Raw genomic sequence first — 17,993 nt, forward strand, 5'->3', positions numbered from 1 at the left:
ACTCCTTCTTTCATTTAATTTTATTCATGATTGAACATTTCCTGCTATTTTACTTAAAGACTTTTTCATAGGTCTCTATTATTTTTTCATTCATTTTGACAATATCAGGATAAAACATGTTACCTCCATTATGATAGAGATAGCCGCCATTGTAAAGCAAGGACTGGATCCGCCAATATCGGTATTGTTTCCCTTCCTCATTTCCTAAAAGTGGGCTCAGCACATCTTTAGAATACGCTTCTGCTAATTCTACTGTGTTTTCTCCGCCATGATTTTTTACATAGGCAATATAATCTTTCCCAAAATTATATGCTTGGACAGCTGTCCATAAATCGCATCCTTGTTTCTTTGCTTCTACTATCATTTCCGCCAAATATTTGACACCTTGATCAATACTGTCAGCTGGATTATCAATGATCTCAGCTTCTCCATGCAGACTTTCCGAGCTCTGCATGAGATCTGTCCCTTTTCCTTTTGATTCGGTCAATATTATCGCCTTGATCAAATTCTCGTAGTTTTCCATATGATAATTTTTTGCAGCTGTTGTTATTTCTATTTGATAGCTTTCCACTCGTTTTACCGAACGATAAGTTCTTCCTCCTAAAAACAACACCGCACCAATAACCGTCAGAATGATCATGTAAAAAAGAATACGGATAATAGATAATCGTTTTCGCTTCATTTCATCACCTAGTTATTTTGACATCTTTTTTTATCTTACTATTTCTTTATCTTCTTGGCTATTTCTTCCTTGATTTCTGTGTACGCCTTAAGAAAAAATGAATTTTCCTGTATTTTTTGTCATCTTACGAAAATGATCGTTGTTTTTCAGTAAAAACAATTGCCCAATGATTGATATAATCGTTATACTTTACACAGTAGGTGATTATGTGAAAAAAGAAAAGAAATATGCAAAAATGCCAGATGGGAGCGAAATTTACTATGAAAAGAGCGGTCAAGGCTTCCCTCTCTTTTTACTGCATGGCAATGACGGCAGCGGCCGCTTTTTTTCAGAACAGGTCCCTGTACTCGAACGCTACTATACCGTGTATCTAGTAGATAGCCGAGGACATGGTCGTTCGACAAACGAAGCATCTATGTTGAATTTTCAGTTAATGGCCGAGGATCTGAATACGATCATGTTGCTGGAAAAAATGGATCAGGCAGATTTTCTTGGATTTAGTGATGGAGCAAATCTAGCACTGGTATTTGCCAGCAGCTTCCCTAAAAAAGTTCATCGATTGATTTTAAATTCTGGAAACACGCTTGTTAAAGGCGTTCGTTTTTCTGCCAGAGTCATCAGTAATATTCATTATGCATGGGTATGGTTACTCTCTTTATTTCGCCCAAGTCTTCGCAAAAATCTTTTAGTTATCAAACTTTTGCTGCATGACATCGGGCTTACAGAAAATGATTTAAAAAAAATCAACTCCCCCACTTTGATCATCGTGGGAAAAAAAGATGTAATCAAGCTAAAACATTCTTTGTATATAGCTAAAACTATACCAAAAGCTTCCTTTGTGCTTGTGAAAGAACAAGGACATGAATTAGCTAGAAAAGATCCTGAACGCTTCAATCGAGAAGTTCTTCAATTTCTTTCTGAAACATAACTATTAGGAATAGAAGGTGATTTATTTGTTAAAAAATACCATACAATGGCTGAAAAACCACCTAGGACTGTTCAAAACAATCTTTTTGATTTCTGTCATTGTCATTATTGTCGGTGAATTGATGTCCATCGGTAAAACTCTATCTATCCAGCAATTAGGAGAAACGTTTGCCACTATACCTGTATGGAAAAGCGGACTTATGCTGTTGATTGGTCTTGTCTCTGTGTTACCTATGATTGGTTATGATATTATTTTGAATCGGATGCTTGAACAAAAGCAGAATCCTCGTTACTTGTTTGAGACAAGCTGGCTGATCAATACAATCAACAATATTGCCGGTTTCGGCGGGTTTGTTAGTGTGGGGCTTCGCTCTGAACTATATGGACAAAAGAAAGAGAGCAGAAACGTGATCCAAGCATTATCGAAAGTTTTCTTGTTTTTGATGGCTGGACTTTCTATTTACAGTCTGCTTTCTTTTTTACTTGTAGTCTTCACGCCAGTTGCTCCTTTTTTGAAGCAATATTGGATATGGTTGATCGGCGGCGGTCTATATTTTCCTATCGTCTTTTTATTTACTACTTTCAAAAAGAAAGGATTCCTTGGTGGTACCTCACTTAAAACTCAAGGACAGCTATTGCTAGTTTCATTGTTGGAATGGACCGGTGTCCTGTTTAGTTTCCTTTCTGTTGGTTATTTAATGGAAATCCGGATTGATCTGTGGCAAACAATTCCGTTATTCATTGCTGCTTCAGTGATAGGAATCGTGTCTATGATTCCAGGAGAAATTGGGAGTTTCGATGTAATGATGATTATCGGGTTGTCCGCTATTGGTGTGCCAAGAGAAATAGTCGTTGTGTGGATCTTGCTCTATCGCCTGTTCTACTACATCATTCCGTTTTTGATTGGAATCGTCTTTTTCTTCAAAAATATCGGTTCCACTTTTGATCAGCGTTATTCTGGTATCCCTAAACAATTAGCAACAGAAATTGCGCATAAAATCGTGGTTGTCTTATTATACTTTTCTGGAATCATGCTAGTACTTTCTGCCACTATCCCGCAAGCTTTTACAGAGTTTCGCTGGCTTCATAGTTTGAACCCATTGAAATTTCATTTTATTATCCAATTTCCTAGTATACTATTGGGATTTCTTTTAATCATTATGGGCAGAGGGATCGCAGCACGTGTGAAACGAGCATATTTGCCTACAATCTTCTTGATTGTTCTAGCTTTACTTTATGTTTTATTAAGTGATTTTAGTTTCACACCGGTGGTTTTCTTGTCTATTCTGCTTCTGATCATTCTTGCTTCTAAAAACGAATTATTTCGGGAACAATTGATCTATTCATGGGAGTGGCGTACGATCGATGGAATCATTATTGGTGCACTGTCCTTGCTTTACATCGTTATTGGGGTATACAATCTGCCGGATTTCCCTCATCGGCGTCACCATTTTATTTCCTTTTTCTTATTTCCTTCTGAAAAGATTTGGTTTTCGGGATTGTTGGCCATCATCGCTGTTAGTTTCATGATCGTTCTATTTGTTCATTTCCTTCAAGGAGAAAAGAAACAGATTGGCGAAGCCTTTAATGAAGAAAAGGCCCTGAAGATCCTTACAACTTATGGAGGAAACTCCGATAGTCAATTGATCTTCTTAAAAGATAAGCGGATGTTTGCCTATGAAAAAGACGGTGAACCAACTGTTCTTCTCCAATTCGCTTGCTTCAATAATAAATGTATTGTAATGGGTGATCCTTCTGGTAAGAAAGAAGATTTTCCAGAAGCAATCGAAGCTTTTATCGAAGAAACAGATCGACTATGCTATTTACCAGTTTTCTACGAAACAAGCGAAGAGATTGTTATGATTTTGCATGAATTCGGCTACGATTTCATTAAGATGGGGGAAGAAGCTTATGTAGACCTGAATAGTTTTACAACTTCAGGGAAAAAAATGAAGGGCACTCGTGCTGTCTTGAATCGGATCGAACGAGAAGGATTTACATTTGATGTCTTACAACCACCATTTTCTACTGAGCAAATGAGTACTTTCAAAAATATCTCTGATAATTGGTTGGGTTCACGAAAGGAAAAAGGGTTTTCTTTAGGCTTTTTCTCTGAAGATTATCTACAAAGAGCGCCTATTGCAGTTGTCAAAAATACCCAAGAAGAAATTGTCGCTTTTGCAACGATCATGCCTACTTACACGAACAATAAAGTAGGAACGATTGATCTGATGCGATATGATCCTAAAAAAGCACCTTCTGGCAGTATGGATTTCTTGTTCTTGCATTTGTTTGCCTATATGAAAGAAGAACATATCCAATGGTTCAATTTAGGGATGGCCCCTCTTTCAAATGTCGGAACTTCCAGAAAGAGTTTTTTACAGGAAAGGATTGCATACTTGGTTTACGAGTTTGGTTCTCATTTTTATTCTTTCCATGGATTAAGAGAATATAAAAGCAAGTACGCTACAAACTGGGTCTCACGTTATACTCTATATTCTAGAGATAGTTGGATTGCATATGTTATGATTGCTTTGCTGATTATTGATAATGCGCCAGTTGAGCAGACACAAGGTAGAATAAGTGGTTTGAAAAAATGGATACGAAGAAAGTATTAAAAACTGCATACCGATAGATGAACACTCTCATGATGAATAAAAGAGACTGAAGTAAAACGAAAGTTCATGCTTCTACAATCTCTTCTTATACAATTGAAGAACAAAGAGCGGTCCAAACAGAAATCCTGTTTGGACCGCTCTTTTATTTTAAACATTTTTCATTACCAAAATATTCGAGTCGCGTTTCTTATGCTTCGATCTCTGTAACGATACCTGAACCTACTGTCCGTCCGCCTTCACGAATTGAGAATGTCGTTCCGTTTTCAACAGCGATTGGATGGATCAAGTCAACATCAATCGTCACGTTGTCACCAGGCATGACCATTTCTGTATCTTCTGGCAATGTGATTGTTCCTGTAACATCAGTTGTGCGGAAGTAGAACTGTGGACGATAGTTGTTGAAGAATGGAGTATGACGTCCACCTTCTTCTTTTGTCAACACGTACACTTCTGCTTTGAATTTTGTATGTGGAGTAATGGAACCTGGTTTAGCAAGTACTTGTCCACGTTCGATATCGTCACGTTGGATCCCCCGTAACAACACGCCTACGTTATCCCCAGCTTCCCCGTAATCTAACGTTTTACGGAACATTTCTACACCTGTTACAACTGCTTTTTGTGTTTCAGGTTTGATCCCTACGATCTCTACCTCATCACCGACACGAACAGCACCACGATCAATACGACCTGAGGCAACAGTTCCTCGACCTGTAATTGAGAAGACGTCTTCCACTGGCAATAGTAATGGTTTATCTGTATCACGTTCTGGTGTTGGGATATATTCATCTACTGTATCCATCAATTCCATAATAGCAGCTTCAGCATCTGGATCGCCTTGCAATGCTTTTAATGCGGAACCTTTGATCACAGGAGTGTCATCGCCTGGGAAACCATATTCGCTCAATAACTCGCGAACTTCCATTTCTACCAAATCGATCAATTCTTCATCATCGACTAAATCAACTTTGTTCAAGAAAACAATCAGGTATTTTACACCAACTTGGCGTGACAATAAAATGTGTTCACGTGTTTGAGGCATCGGACCGTCAGTTGCAGAAACAACTAAGATTGCACCATCCATTTGTGCTGCCCCTGTAATCATGTTTTTCACATAGTCCGCGTGTCCTGGTGCATCAATATGCGCGTAGTGGCGTTTTTCTGTTTCATATTCTACGTGTGCGGTATTGATCGTAATCCCACGTTCACGTTCTTCTGGAGCTGCATCAATACTAGCATAGTCTTGAGGATTTGCTAGGCCTTTTTTGCCTAATACTGTAGTGATCGCAGCAGTTAAAGTAGTTTTCCCATGGTCAACGTGTCCAATCGTACCAATGTTAACGTGTGGTTTACTTCTGTCATAATGTTCTTTTGCCATAATTTACAAACCTCCTAAATAATATAGATCACTGAAAAATTTCAGCTCTCACCTTTTTATTATAGTCTTTTTTTGACTAAATCAAAAAGAATACGTCCGACTTACTTTTTGTAAGATTCGAACTAAGCTTATTATACGTCAATATTGGTCAAAGTCAACTAAGAGCACTCGCTTGTCTTATACGCGAAAAAAGTACCTTTTATAAATAAAAAAAATGTGTTTTTTGAGAAAAACTTCAAGATAGTCCTTAACTTTCTTTTGAAGCAATAAGAACAAAATGAGGAAAAGTTTAAAATTCAGCTGTTGCCAACAACTTTCAATAGACGAAATCTTCTATTTCGTTAATAATAAGGAAAGAGGTGAAGTACATGAAAAAATTAATTGGCGTACTTGTCGTTTTAGGCATATTTCTCGGCGGAAGTTTTGCAGCTTATCATTATTTTTACGGCGGCGAAGCTTATTATACAAAAATCACGACGAATGGCGAAATGTCAGCTACCCAAGCAGATAGCGGAGAGAAATTCACGACTTATACCTACAAGCAAGCGGCTTATAATAAAGATGGTGAAAAAAAACAGGTGACGCTTCGCGAAGAAAGAGAACATCCATTAAAGATGAATGCGTATCTTAAACTCAAAGTCAATCCTCGTAAAGGTGTATTAAGCTGGGAAGAAATAAAGGCTTCTGAAGTGCCTAAAAATGCGGCAGAAAAAATCGATAATTAGTAAATGGTCTTAAAATTTTATTAGATAAAAAGAGGCTGGGACAGAAGCGTTTAACTCCAAGAAATAAGAAGAAATTCACGAAAATTGCTTTTCAAATTTTTGTGAATTTCAGCTTATTTCCGAAGGAGTTGCTTCTGCTTCCGCCATTTATACGTGTTTAGAGCGTGAGACAAAAGTGTTCTTTACTTTTGTCTCACGCTCTTTTTTTGTTATATTCGTCTTTTCCGATCCTTCTCTTGACACAATTCATTTAACTGATCACTGGTACTTGAACACCTAATGTTCTAGTCATTTTTATAAACGATTCAATACTTCATCCACATTTTTGATCATCACGGATATCGTACCATCCGGATTATTCACAAATTCAATCAAATCTGGGTTGCGATATACATCTACTGGTACGATCAGTTCGATCCCGTTTGATAGCTTGAATTTTTGTTTTCCAAATTTTTTCTCAGAAATTTCTTGTACTTCTTTTACAGGAGGTGCTTCTGGGACAAATCCTTGCTCTTGTACTTCTTCTTTAAAAGCCATTTTTGCCGTGATGTTTTCCTTGAAGACTTTTTCCGCAATCATCTCATGATCCAACCGACCTTTTTCTTCTATCGTATCATAGACAGCTTCTTTCAAATCAGCCATGATATCAAATTCTTCTGTCTCAAATTTTTTTCCAAGATGCTTGGCTACTTTTTGGATCACTTTTACATTTTCTTCTAAAGAAGGTGCAGGAACACTTTCGATCACTCTTCCAGAAAAATAAAGCTCTTTTTTGCCAGAAAACTCATATTTTTTTTCAATTAATTCGTAGGTCCAATCAGTCAAATTCACAGCGAATGCTTCATCTGCTTTTTGTGTTTTCGCCCCTAGAATTGCTCGATTCAAAATCAAGCGGTTGTCGATCCCTGCTTCGTCTGCTTCAACAAAGTGAGTGTAAGCCTCACGATAATTGACTTTCAATAAAGATAAGTACATCACTGTATCTAATTCATACAAAACAACAAATACATCTGCACTAGGTGCTTCTTCACTTTCTTGGTAGATATCGAACCACCGCTGAACGATTGCTTCACTTGCTTCCACAAAATTTTCTTGAGCGATTTTAAGTGATTCAACGATCATGCTTTCTTCTGCTAGTTGTCCAGTTTTTGTTTGAGCAGAAGAGATTTTTTGGATCTTCTTTTGAAGAAAATCACGAATATATTCTTTTGTCAGATCCAGCTCTTTTTGTGAAAAGACTGGAGAACCAGTTTCTCTGTCAATAATATGCAGAATTGCTTTTTTTAAATAGATATCCATTTTCTCATTCCCTTCTGTCTTAGTTTACGGAAAAAAAATCAAAAATACCAGAATCAAAATCATTTTCTTTTAAACAAAAATTTCAAGAGTAGAAACAAAATGGATTCTTTTTTTCGAAAAATGCGCTACACTTATAGTTGAACGAATAAAAAAGGAGCTGAAAGTATGAATTCATTAACAAGCACTTATCGTCTATCAAATGGTTACGAAATCCCGGTAGTAGGATTCGGCACATGGCAAACACCTGATGGGGATGTCGCTGTTTCCTCTGTTAAAGAAGCGCTGGCTGCAGGTTATCGCCATATCGATACTGCCCAAGGATACAAGAATGAAGAAAGTGTCGGCCAAGCGATTAAGGAAAGTGGAATTCCTAGAGAAGAGATATTCTTGACAACAAAATTATGGAATGCAAACCACAGCTATGAACTTGTGATGTCTTCTTTTGAAGAATCATTGAAGAAGCTCCAAACAGATTATTTAGATCTGTTTTTGATCCACTGGCCAAACCCTGTTGCTTTTCGTGATAATTGGGAACAAGCAAATGCAGATACATGGCGAGCATTTGAAGAACTGTATGAAGCAGGTAAAATAAAAGCAATCGGTGTGAGCAATTTCTTACCCCACCATCTAGATACACTAGCAAAAACAGCAAAAATTATGCCGATGGTCAATCAAGTTTTCCTTGCACCAGGCGAATTACAGCCAACTGTAGTTGAGTATGCAAAAAAACATGATATGATCCTCGAAGCATATAGTCCATTAGGCACTGGTAAAATCTTCGATGTGCCTGAAATGAAACAAATCGCTGAAGCACATGACAAGACGATTGCACAAGTTGCTTTGCGTTGGTCGCTGCAACACGAATTCCTTCCTCTTCCTAAGTCAGTGACACCAAGCAGAATCAAAGAAAATACTGAATTATTTGATTTTGAATTAACAGAAGAAGAAATGAAACAAATCGATCAGTTAGATGGTGTAGTCGGCAAAGCAAAAGACCCAGATACTACCCAATTTTAAGTCGAAAGGTGATTTTATGGATCCAATCGAACGCTTGAATTCTCTCTCGGAAGAAGTTACCCAGACTTTTCATTCCGATTTTGTCTTTTTGATCGATGCAGAGAAAATCCAACATTTTCCTGCAAGAAACTGGACACATGATCAAATCATCGAAGAACTGAAAAAACGGTTCGATCATTCGCTAATGGTCAAACCCTGGCACGAACATGAAGTCATTTATTCACCTGAACTACCTGTTTTTGCCTTGATACCGAAAAAATAGAAAGAATGGAACGGATTATGTATATATACATAATCCGTTCCATTTTTTATTTTTCTTTCAAAAAACGGGAAAATACGCAAATTTTTCTGTTGTAATTTGCGTATACGCAAGTTTTTTTGCATTACTCCTTTTCATTTGGTTGTTTTTTTCTTATAATCGAAAGGGTATGAGCGAAGGAGAGAACATATGAAGAAAAAACAGAAACAAAAATTATTAAATCAATTCCGTCCTTCATTGGATGGTGTAAGAGGACAATTATTCCGTTCTCTAGAAGAAGAGAGCTTGCGACGTTATGGTTTGCCGTTACAAGTCATGCTTGATCCCAAAAACCGTCAAATCTTAACGATCGGATTAGCTGGGAAAACAAATGAAGATACACGGATCAACGTGCCAATCGATGACAACTTCAATACTGTATTAAAGAGAATTCGTTCAGGAGAAAACGGGATTTTCGAACGATTCCGTGACAATCTTCTTATTGAAATCGTGTCTTACTGGAATGATCAACGATTGAAAAACGATGAACCAACTGCGCAAGCTGTTGCGACACCAGTTACAGAAGAAACAGTCAGTGTGCCAGAAGAAAAAACGGAAAAACCAAAAGCGGACACAACTGAAAATACACGCTCAACTGATACGAATGCCGCTTTAAGTTTTGCTGATTTTTCAAAAGCCGTTGCTGAGTATCCTAAATTTTACACAGAACAAAATGAACATGAAGTAGTTATTAATGAAAAAAATGCTGATGAACCTCGTAAATTAGCAACTATTTCTATGACTACTGAAAATGAGTTCGTTATCGAAAAAGCACTCGAACGGAAATACAAAGTCAAATTGACTTTGATTCCTTTGATCGAACAATTTGCAGCGACAGCGATTACTGATCGATAAAAATTCTATTTGTCATAAAAGGCTGGGATTTAAAATCCCAGCCTTTTTAGTCATATAATAATTTCTACAGCAAGTAAAAAGAAATTCCTTCTAACATCAGGCTCAAATATCAGCTTGACCTGTCCAACAAATCACCTATGATCCTACAATGTTAGGCGACTTCTCTTCTACCTGAAGATATCTTGGAGTTGCCTGATTTCTTAAGATGCCTAACCTTAACTATAAAAAATTCTAATAATAAACATATTTTCTGATAGAGAAAAAAGCAAGATCTGCAGTAAATAAAATAACTGTAAATCTTGCTTTATTCTTCTAAAGATATTGCTTTTTTATTTTTCCCGGATTTTTTCCAATATTTGTATAGCTGTCTGCTGGTTCATCTTTTCTGCTTCACGTAATTTTTTCGCAACTTGCTCGATTTCCTCACCAATAGCCCCAATTGAGATCGCTAATGAACGAGCTTGAAGTCCCATGTGGCCTTTTTGGATTCCTTCTGTAACTAATGCACGCAAAGCAGCCAGGTTTTGAGCTAACCCTACTGCAGCAATTACTTGTGCTAGTTCCTTGGCTGAATCAATATCTAACATAGCTAAAGATGCTTTTGCTTTTGGCAGGATATTGGAAGCTCCGCCTACTGTGGCAACAGCCAAAGGCACCGTTAGTTTTCCAACTAGTTTATCCCCTTTGATCTGCCAGTCTGTTAATCCTTGGTATAATCCATTTCTTGCCGCGTAGGCGTGGATCGAAGCGCTAACCGCACGTGTATCATTTCCTGTAGCTGCCACTACAGCTTCTATACCATTCATGATCCCTTTGTTGTGCGTTGCTGCACGGTAAGGGTCAAGCTTCGCATATTCCCCTGCCTGTTGGATTTTTTTGGCAATTTGTTCACCGATTTCTTTGTTTCTCCCCAAGCGTTCGAATGGGATTTCACAACAGGCAGAAGCCAATGATTCTGTAGCAAAATTACTTAAAATACTGAATAGAATCTCTTCTTCAGGGAACCACTCCCGTAACTTGTTTGCCACACTCTCAAGAATCGAGTTGATCATGTTAGCGCCCATTGCATCTTTTACATCCACTAAAAAATCAATAGATAAGTATGCATGGAAACTCCCCATGAATTCCCGAGTAGAGATATCTTGAACACCGCCCCCGCGTTTCACGATTGAAGGATAACTTTCATTTGCACAAAGAATCAGCTCTTCTTTTCGATGATTAACTGCATTGATCACTGCTTGATACTCCGATTTTCCTGATAGAACGATTTGCCCTCGCATCAGCCGCTGAGGTGTTTCTGCGCAGATATTTCCACAGATTTTTGCACCATTACTTGCAGCTGCAATGACAGATGGTTCCTCTGTTGCCATCGGAATCCATTTTTTCTTGCCATTGATTTGAAAATTCTGCGCGATGCCCATTGGGATTTCCACTTCACTCACTTGGTTTTCGATCATGTGATCGGAGAGCTCTTCAGAAAGTGTTTGTTCCTGAAAAATCAACGCAGTTTCTTGTGTCAATACATTTTTTTCTATTAATTGACTGCGCCGTTCAGATGGCGTAAGCTGATAAAACTTTTTTTTTTGCACATCCTTATGTGTTTGCTCCATATTCGCTTCTAACAAGACTGCCAAGCCTAAACCTCCACCAATACATAATGAAGCAATACCGTATCTCTTCTGTTCACGAAGCAATCCGTAAGCTAATGTAGTCAAGATACGTGCACCGCTTGCACCAATTGGATGGCCTAATGCGATTGCTCCTCCATATATATTGACCTTTTCTTCATCTAACTGCAGTTCTTGGCTAACTACGATAGAAGAAGCTGCAAATGCTTCATTGATCTCAAAAAGATCGATTGTTGATAAATTCATTCCTGATCTATCTGTCAATTTTTGAATGGCTTTGATTGGAGCGATTCCCATGATACTTGGGTCAATACCGACCTCCGCTACTTCTTTGATGGTTGCTAAATAAGGCAGATTATTATTTTCTGCGTATTCTTTGGATGCAAGGATCACCACAGAGGCACCGTCATTCAACGGGGAAGCATTTCCTGCTGTTACAGTTCCTTCTTCTGAGAATACTGTACGTAACGTGCCCAGTTTTTCCAATGTACTATTTCCACGAACTGCTTCATCCTCAGATAACACGTCTTCATCAGAAATCTTGACTGGGATGATTTCCTCAGAAAATACACCGACTTCGACAGCATGTGCTGCTTTCAACTGGGACGACAAGGCATAGCGATCCTGCTCTTCTCTGCTCACAGAAAATTGTGTTGCAACCTTCTCTGCGGTTAATCCCATATGTGCATTTGAAAATGCGTCAGTCAATCCGTCGTTGACCATACTGGAAATTGGTTCACCATATTCATTTGTTTCTGACTGATACTGTTTCAGCATAGGTGATTGAGACATACTCTCTGTTCCGCCGGCTATCACAAGTTCTGCTTCACCTAATTGGATCAGCTGGCGTGCTAAGATCACTGCTTTCATACCAGATCCGCAAACTTCATTGATCGTCATTGCTGGGACATCTACAGGGAGACCGCTGTTCAAAGCAATCTGTCTGGCAACATTTTGACCATTACCAGCTTGCAGGACATTTCCAAATATTACTTGATCGATTTTATCTTTTTTCAGTTTTGTTTTATCTAATAATCCTTTAGTCACAAGTGTGCCTAATTCAACTGCAGTAAATGGACTTAAACTTCCGCGATACTTTCCTATCGGCGTTCTTGCAGCATCTATCATAACGACTTCTTTCAAGTAAGCCACCTCCTACAAAAATATACCATTCTTTGCTGTAAAAACAAATAGCTCTTGTTCCAGTTATTTTTTTCTAAGATTAAATTTTAACAATCCTTAAATATTCTCTTTTTTATATTTCTTTTAATCTTTTTATGATACCTTAGTAAAGTAAGTTTTTTATCATAAGTAAAGAGGTGTTGAAATGAAAATAGGGATTGATCGTCTTTCCTTTTTTATTCCTAATTTATATTTAGATATGACAGAGTTGGCAGAAAGCCGTGGGGATGATCCTGCAAAATACCATATAGGGATTGGTCAAGACCAAATGGCAGTCAATCGTGCAAATGAAGACATCATTACACTAGGAGCAAATGCTGCCAGCAAAATCGTAACAGAAAAAGACCGTGAGCTAATCGACATGGTCATCGTCGGAACAGAATCCGGGATTGATCATTCAAAAGCGAGTGCGGTAATTATCCACCATTTACTGAAAATCCAATCTTTTGCTCGTTCTTTTGAAGTAAAAGAGGCTTGCTACGGTGGCACCGCAGCTTTGCACATGGCGAAAGAATATGTCAAAAATCATCCAGAACGAAAAGTACTAGTCATAGCAAGTGATATTGCTCGTTACGGCTTGGCAAGCGGTGGTGAAGTGACGCAAGGTGTCGGTGCTGTTGCGATGATGATCACTCAAAACCCGCGTATTTTATCGATTGAAGACGACAGCGTATTTCTGACAGAAGATATCTATGATTTCTGGCGTCCAGATTATAGCGAATTTCCTGTTGTTGATGGTCCTTTATCTAATTCTACGTATATCGAATCATTCCAAAAAGTTTGGAATCGACATAAAGAATTGTCGGGTCGAGGACTCGAAGATTATCAGGCGATTGCTTTCCATATTCCGTATACTAAGATGGGAAAAAAGGCATTGCAAAGCGTATTAGACCAAACAGACGAAGAAAATCAGGAACGTCTTATGGCTCGCTATGAAGAAAGCATCCGTTACAGCCGACGAATCGGTAATCTTTACACTGGTTCATTATACCTGGGGCTAACTTCTCTACTGGAAAATTCGAAATCACTACAGCCAGGAGATCGCATCGGTCTATTCAGCTACGGTTCTGGTGCAGTAAGTGAATTTTTTACAGGTTATCTGGAAGAAAACTATCAAGAATATCTCTTCGCACAATCTCATCAAGAGATGCTAGATTCTCGAACACGGATCACTGTTGACGAATATGAAACGATTTTCAGTGAGACGCTTCCTGAACACGGAGAATGTGCAGAATATACTTCAGATGTACCTTTTTCGATTACAAAGATCGAAAATGATATTCGTTACTACAAAATATAATAAAATCATAAAAAGAACCCTTCACGAGTCGTGAAAGGTTCTTTTTTTATCTGCGGACCAAAGGAGCAGTCTATAGGTCAGCTTAGTCGTACTAAGGATTTCTCGTTTTTCACTGAATAGTTTGCGAATGTACCTGGTCACAACAGGATCTTTTGCGTACGCGTCATAGTATAGCTTCATCAATTCTTCAGTAATTGATTCCTGTGTAAAATAAGTAAAATCTTTTTTCTTCACTTTGAATCCTTCATCAATTAAGTATGTTTCAAATTGATCCATTACAACTGGCGATGTATTAGGATCTTCTTCTATCATTCCTAGTTGCTTTTCGATAGGATAAAAAACATCATCGATTGATTCCACTACCCTGATTATCACGCACCATTTGCTTGACTTTTTCATCAATTTTTCTAATTGAATAAGATGTACCAATGCTGGATTTGCTGCTGTAAAAACCATTTCATATGTCTCATTTGATTGGATAAATTCTTCTAACGACTGTTTGATAAAGGAAACATTTGGCAACTCATTTTTTTCTGCTTCTTTTTTTGCATTTTCTAGCATTCCTGAAGAAAAATCGATCAAATCATAGCGATTAATTTCTTTTGCTAAGGAAAGAAATCTGCCAGATCCTCCAGCAACGTCTGCTGCTGTTTCAGCAGGCAGGACTTTCTCCGTTTTCAGATAATTTTTTACATCTTCAGCAATAGTTACTTGCGATTCTTGCTGGATTTCATAATATTCTTCAGCAAATTCATCCCATTCTTTTTCATTCATTTGATTTCCTCTAATTTTTTGTTATATGTTTTCACTTTTCGGAATAAATTATTCTCCTCTTTTATCTATTCTATCTCTTTTGATGAATAATAAAATGATTGGCTTTCCGTCTATCATAAATAAAAAAAGGGACTGTGACCAAAGTCGTGTCAAAGTCCCTCTTTCCGAATAAACAGTGTCCAATCAGATGACCCTCAGTATTAGCTCAAAATGCTGATTTTACAACTTCTTCCTTAAACGGTGTTCTCCTGCCAACTCTTCGGTCACAAGTCACAATATTCAACAAACATGAGAAGCTGTTTGTTGAAATTGCACCTTGTGACTCAGAATTAAACGGCAGGCTCACAACCTCGTTGATTCGTTTTATTTATTTCCTTGTACTCGTACAATGATCAATTTAGTGATTTCCATCAAAACAATTGTCACAAGTGCGATTCCCATACATGTAAAGACTTCTGTCAATCCAAATGCTGATGGGATAGAGAAGACTTCTTTCAGTCCTGGGATCATTGTTAAGCAGTAAAGCGCGCTACATACAACTACAGCTAGTAAGACACTTCTGTTAGAGAAGAACCCTGCTTGGATAGCTGTTTGTGTGTTTGAACGTGCTGGGAATGTTTGCAATGTCCGACACCAAATCAATGTTGAAAATGACATGGCTACACCGAATTCAGGTGAATGCTGCATGCCAAGCCATTGAGCAAAGATAACAGCAATCCCAATCAGCACACCACGATACGTTACAGAAATCAATGTTTTGTCCGTAAAGATTCCTGAATTTGGATCTCTTGGCGGGCGGTTCATCGTAGCAGGTTCAGCTTTTTCTGTACCTAATGCAATTGCTGGCAGTGAATCATTGACTAAATTGATGAACAACAGTTGTAATGCTGTAAATGGATTGGACCAGTCAGCAACTAAGGCAAAGATGATCGCAATGATCGCACCTAAATTTCCTGCAAATAGATAAGAAATAGCTTTCTTGATATTATCAAACACATTACGTCCTACTTCTACTGCGCTGACAATAGAAGCAAAGTTATCATCCGTCAATACCATCGCTGCTGCATCTTTTGCCACATCTGTACCCGTTCCCATAGCAATTCCGATGTCTGCTTGTTTCAATGCTGGTGCGTCATTTACACCATCACCTGTCATAGCTGAGATATGACCTTTATTTTGCCAAGCACGAACGATACGAATTTTATTCTCAGGTGAAACACGTGCATAAACAGTGACTTTTTCTAAAACTTCGTTTAGTTGATCTTCTGTCAATTCATCTAGTTCCGTCCCGGTCAAAGCCAGGTTTCCTTCTTCAAAAATCCCGATTTGTTTTGCGATAGCAACAGCTGTTGTTTTGTGGTCACCAGTAATCATGATTGTTTTGATTCCTGCACTTCTTGCTTCTGTTACCGCCTGAGTCACTTCAGCACGTGGAGGATCGATCATAGCAAGCAAACCAACAAGGATCAAATCGTCTTCATCTTCAAATGATAAATCAAAATTATCAAGTGGACGGTAAGCAAAAGCTAGTACACGTAATGCGCGTGTTGAAAAAGCTTCATTTTGCTCTTGGAATTTTTTCATCAATTCATCCGTCATCGGAACGACTTCACCATTTAGCAATACTTTTTTACTGCGTTGGAAGACGATATCTGGTCCGCCTTTGACAAACAAGTAATTTTTGTTATCAATTGTGTGTCCAGTAGACATTAATTTTCGATCAGAATCGAAAGGAAGTTCTGCTTGTCTTGGGTAGTTGTTTCGGATTTCCTGATAAGGCTGGTTTAATTTTTCACTAAAGTCGATAAACGCTACTTCCGTAGGGTCGCCCAATTTAGTACCGTCTTCACTGATCGATGCATCATTCGCTAAAACACTGATTTCGATCAAGCGACGTTCGTCAGCTGTCCATTTTGAAGGGTCATTTGTGAAATCCCCAGTATCGCCATTACCTAAAAAGTAGTCAACAACTGTCATTTTGTTTTGTGTCAATGTACCAGTCTTATCTGTACAGATGATACTTGTCGAACCAAGTGTTTCAACTGCTGGAAGCTTCCGAATAATGGCATGACGTTTCGCCATTTTATTCGTTCCCAAAGATAACACGATTGTTACGATAGACTGTAATGCTTCTGGAATAGCAGCTACGGCTACGGCTACGGCAAACATCACTGCGCTGACGATATCTGCAGTCATATCTCCTGTACCTTCTCCAAGATAAATACGAAACAGTTGGATACCTAAAATCAATAAAGACAATGCCAAAATAGCCAGACTTAGTTTTTTACTGAATTTATCCAGACCTCGTTGTAACGGAGTGACTTGCTCAGTTGTTGATTCCAAAAGGCCAGCAACTTGTCCGATCTCCGTATTATTCCCAGTTGAAGTCACTAAGAATTTACCGCGTCCGTAAGTTACGATCGTTCCACTGAATACCATATTTGTACGATCTCCGATTGGTACCGTACTTGTGATATCCGTTACTTCTTTTTCTGCAGAAGTCGACTCTCCTGTCAGCATACCTTCATCTACTTTTAATGATCCCGCATCTAGTAAACGTCCATCAGCAGGTACATAATCGCCTGCGTCTAACAACACGATATCTCCTACCACAAGTTCGTTTGCCGGAATCGTTTTTTCCTTACCATCACGAATCACTCGAGCATCGGGCGCTGAAAGGTTTTTCAACGCTTCTAAAGAACCTTCTGCTTTTTTTGTTTGGACAACACTGATTATAGAATTCAACATCAATACTGCAAAAATAACTAAGAATTCGATGTAGTCACCCATGACCATCTGAATCAGTGCGACAATCAGCAATACGATAACCATTGCATCTTTGAAAGTTTCTAAGAACAATTTCCAAGTTGGCTTCTTCGGCTTTTCTTTTAGCTGGTTCAAACCATCTCTTTCTAATTTTTCCTTCGCTTGCGTGGTGCTCAATCCATCGGTTGAGCTCTGCGTTTGCTGCATCAACGAGTCGATCGTTTCTTTATAGACCGCTTGTTGTGCTTGTTCCTTGTTTTCCAAATTTCATCCCCCATTTTTTGATCTTGGCCCTAGTCCTGTCTGAAAAAAAAGAGACCTAAGACAAATACGCATTTGTCTTAGGTCTCACCATTTCATACAATACCAGAAAACCATTTGGTTAACTTACTGTTGATATTATCGCAACAAACGTTGCCGGTTACTCCCCTAAGGAGATATTCAACTGTACTAATATCCTACCTTATTAACCTACAAAAAGCAACTACTTTAGCCCGATTTACCTACATTTTCATGAAAGGAGTGAAAAGTATATTCACCTTGGTAG

General features: G+C 38.3%; 13 protein-coding genes. 7 read left to right on the forward strand and 6 right to left on the reverse strand.

Going from position 1 to position 17,993, the window contains the following annotated elements:
- Positions 1–49 precede the first annotated feature (49 nt).
- Positions 50–682 (reverse strand): lysozyme family protein, encoded by a 633-nt coding sequence (locus DIZ30_RS01530; protein ID WP_002289460.1) that lies wholly within the window; start codon positions 680–682, stop codon positions 50–52.
- Positions 683–848: 166 nt separating this feature from the next.
- Between DIZ30_RS01530 and DIZ30_RS01535 the strand changes: the two genes are divergently transcribed.
- Together DIZ30_RS01535 and mprF are read left to right on the forward strand one after the other, a co-directional pair.
- Entirely contained in the window at positions 849–1,610 is a 762-nt protein-coding gene (locus tag DIZ30_RS01535; protein ID WP_199914194.1) for an alpha/beta fold hydrolase, read from the forward strand.
- A 25-nt stretch (positions 1,611–1,635) separates the two neighbouring features.
- Positions 1,636–4,227, forward strand: a complete 2,592-nt coding sequence (mprF, locus tag DIZ30_RS01540; protein ID WP_109023061.1) for a bifunctional lysylphosphatidylglycerol flippase/synthetase MprF — start codon at positions 1,636–1,638, stop codon at positions 4,225–4,227.
- 187 nt (positions 4,228–4,414) lie between these two features.
- Here the strand turns inward: mprF and tuf are convergent, their stop codons facing one another.
- Positions 4,415–5,602 carry an elongation factor Tu gene (gene tuf, locus DIZ30_RS01545; protein WP_002289463.1) on the reverse strand — a complete coding sequence of 396 codons (1,188 nt, stop codon included), beginning with the start codon at positions 5,600–5,602 and terminating at the stop codon, positions 4,415–4,417.
- 368 nt (positions 5,603–5,970) lie between these two features.
- Between tuf and DIZ30_RS01550 the strand changes: the two genes are divergently transcribed.
- Positions 5,971–6,327 (forward strand): YxeA family protein, encoded by a 357-nt coding sequence (locus DIZ30_RS01550; RefSeq protein WP_002323408.1) that lies wholly within the window; start codon positions 5,971–5,973, stop codon positions 6,325–6,327.
- A gap of 294 nt (positions 6,328–6,621) precedes the next feature.
- Here DIZ30_RS01550 and DIZ30_RS01555 read toward each other — a convergent pair whose 3' ends face one another.
- Positions 6,622–7,626: a nucleoid-associated protein gene (locus DIZ30_RS01555; RefSeq protein WP_002294378.1), complete on the reverse strand. Its 1,005-nt coding sequence runs from the start codon at positions 7,624–7,626 to the stop codon at positions 6,622–6,624.
- Between the two features lie 165 nt (positions 7,627–7,791).
- Between DIZ30_RS01555 and DIZ30_RS01560 the strand changes: the two genes are divergently transcribed.
- The 3 genes from DIZ30_RS01560 to DIZ30_RS01570 all read left to right on the forward strand — a co-directional run bounded on the left by DIZ30_RS01560 (position 7,792) and on the right by DIZ30_RS01570 (position 9,796).
- Positions 7,792–8,643: an aldo/keto reductase gene (locus DIZ30_RS01560; protein WP_002319269.1), complete on the forward strand. Its 852-nt coding sequence runs from the start codon at positions 7,792–7,794 to the stop codon at positions 8,641–8,643.
- Between the two features lie 16 nt (positions 8,644–8,659).
- The gene (locus DIZ30_RS01565) at positions 8,660–8,905 is read left to right on the forward strand and encodes a hypothetical protein (protein ID WP_002289275.1); all 246 of its coding nucleotides are present in this window, start codon (positions 8,660–8,662) and stop codon (positions 8,903–8,905) included.
- 186 nt (positions 8,906–9,091) lie between these two features.
- Entirely contained in the window at positions 9,092–9,796 is a 705-nt protein-coding gene (locus tag DIZ30_RS01570) for a hypothetical protein (protein ID WP_002289272.1), read from the forward strand.
- Between the two features lie 329 nt (positions 9,797–10,125).
- Here the strand turns inward: DIZ30_RS01570 and DIZ30_RS01575 are convergent, their stop codons facing one another.
- Positions 10,126–12,567 carry a hydroxymethylglutaryl-CoA reductase, degradative gene (locus tag DIZ30_RS01575; RefSeq protein ID WP_002323262.1) on the reverse strand — a complete coding sequence of 814 codons (2,442 nt, stop codon included), beginning with the start codon at positions 12,565–12,567 and terminating at the stop codon, positions 10,126–10,128.
- A 184-nt stretch (positions 12,568–12,751) separates the two neighbouring features.
- Here DIZ30_RS01575 and DIZ30_RS01580 point away from each other — a divergent pair, with 184 nt between their 5' ends.
- Complete coding sequence (locus tag DIZ30_RS01580) at positions 12,752–13,906, forward strand: hydroxymethylglutaryl-CoA synthase (RefSeq protein ID WP_002289270.1); 1,155 nt, start codon at positions 12,752–12,754, stop codon at positions 13,904–13,906.
- 21 nt (positions 13,907–13,927) lie between these two features.
- On the opposite strand, the gene DIZ30_RS01585 is transcribed toward DIZ30_RS01580, so the two are convergent.
- Entirely contained in the window at positions 13,928–14,680 is a 753-nt protein-coding gene (locus tag DIZ30_RS01585) for a class I SAM-dependent methyltransferase (RefSeq protein ID WP_002289269.1), read from the reverse strand.
- Positions 14,681–15,043: 363 nt separating this feature from the next.
- Positions 15,044–17,710: a cation-translocating P-type ATPase gene (locus tag DIZ30_RS01590; protein ID WP_002294372.1), complete on the reverse strand. Its 2,667-nt coding sequence runs from the start codon at positions 17,708–17,710 to the stop codon at positions 15,044–15,046.
- Positions 17,711–17,993 lie beyond the last annotated feature (283 nt).

Source organism: Enterococcus sp. H57, assembly GCF_003112495.1.
Classification (GTDB): Bacteria; Bacillota; Bacilli; order Lactobacillales; family Enterococcaceae; genus Enterococcus_B; species Enterococcus_B faecium.

Excerpts from the sequence above, each read along its gene's own strand:
- DIZ30_RS01530 (WP_002289460.1), bottom strand. The coding sequence starts at position 682 with ATGAAGCGAAAACGATTATCTATTATCCGTATTCTTTTTTACATGATC.
- DIZ30_RS01535 (WP_199914194.1), top strand. The coding sequence starts at position 849 with ATGATTGATATAATCGTTATACTTTACACAGTAGGTGATTATGTGAAA.
- tuf (WP_002289463.1), bottom strand. The coding sequence starts at position 5,602 with ATGGCAAAAGAACATTATGACAGAAGTAAACCACACGTTAACATTGGT.
- DIZ30_RS01550 (WP_002323408.1), top strand. The coding sequence starts at position 5,971 with ATGAAAAAATTAATTGGCGTACTTGTCGTTTTAGGCATATTTCTCGGC.
- DIZ30_RS01555 (WP_002294378.1), bottom strand. The coding sequence starts at position 7,626 with ATGGATATCTATTTAAAAAAAGCAATTCTGCATATTATTGACAGAGAA.
- DIZ30_RS01560 (WP_002319269.1), top strand. The coding sequence starts at position 7,792 with ATGAATTCATTAACAAGCACTTATCGTCTATCAAATGGTTACGAAATC.
- DIZ30_RS01565 (WP_002289275.1), top strand. The coding sequence starts at position 8,660 with ATGGATCCAATCGAACGCTTGAATTCTCTCTCGGAAGAAGTTACCCAG.
- DIZ30_RS01570 (WP_002289272.1), top strand. The coding sequence starts at position 9,092 with ATGAAGAAAAAACAGAAACAAAAATTATTAAATCAATTCCGTCCTTCA.
- DIZ30_RS01580 (WP_002289270.1), top strand. The coding sequence starts at position 12,752 with ATGAAAATAGGGATTGATCGTCTTTCCTTTTTTATTCCTAATTTATAT.
- DIZ30_RS01585 (WP_002289269.1), bottom strand. The coding sequence starts at position 14,680 with ATGAATGAAAAAGAATGGGATGAATTTGCTGAAGAATATTATGAAATC.